An 806-nucleotide genomic window follows, 5' to 3' on the forward strand; every position below is an offset into this window, starting at 1 on the left:
CTCCCAGATCCATGTCCTTGTCCATTTCTACAACTTCTATAGAAAGGATGTTCTTAATTTTAGCTTTCTTGTCCATTCCTTCGAAGGCGATTCCGTATCCGCCGTTGTTTCTCGCATACATTCCACCTTTAAGGAATGTTTCCCTGTCAATTGTCTTTGAATATCCGTCTGCTGCTGTAAGAGTGTAGCTCATTCCTTTAGCAAGACCTGTAAGCGCTTCTATTTTGACTAAAGGCACACATTCGTCTTCAAGAATTGTTACAAGGCTATCTGCATATTTTGTAAATGACAGGCTTTCAGAAACAAATGCAGTGTTTCCGTCCTTGACCATAAGAAGGTTTTTAACATGCATTCCCTTTGGAAGGTCGGGTGATAGGAACATGGGAGCGTTTTCGCCTGTGAATTTAATATATCCTGCAAGAAGGATGTCCATCTTTTCAGTTTTAGTGAAGTTGTCAACTGCTTCCACGAAAACATTGTCTGATTCAGTATTTCCAAATTCTGTGAATAGACTTTCTACTTTTACAGCCTGGTCTGCAGCTTCGTAGTATGTATATTCTTCGGCTTCAAGAGTGGATATAGCAGTTTCCATGAAAAGTATTTTTGAATTTTCGTGAGCCATAGTTTCCGTGTTGCCTTCGGAATCCTTGTCCATATCTCCTGTTTCTTCGCCCTTAATGAGTTCCATTCCTGCAATGTTTCCAACCCAGTACATTGACCTTTCGTCAGGAACTGCAACTCTTAATGGTTGAAACTTATCGTCTAGAGGCTCTCCATCCGATTCCCAGTAAAGCATTACGTCTTTA

The 806-nt window shown here is 40.7% G+C and carries 1 protein-coding gene; it reads right to left on the reverse strand.

Going from position 1 to position 806, the window contains the following annotated elements; all coding sequences use genetic code 11:
• Nucleotides 1-806 (reverse strand): hypothetical protein (locus AC3AX0_RS03955; RefSeq protein WP_487549005.1); only part of this gene is annotated, 806 nt, incomplete at both ends.

The sequence above is a fragment of the Dethiosulfatibacter sp. genome, assembly GCF_983023055.1.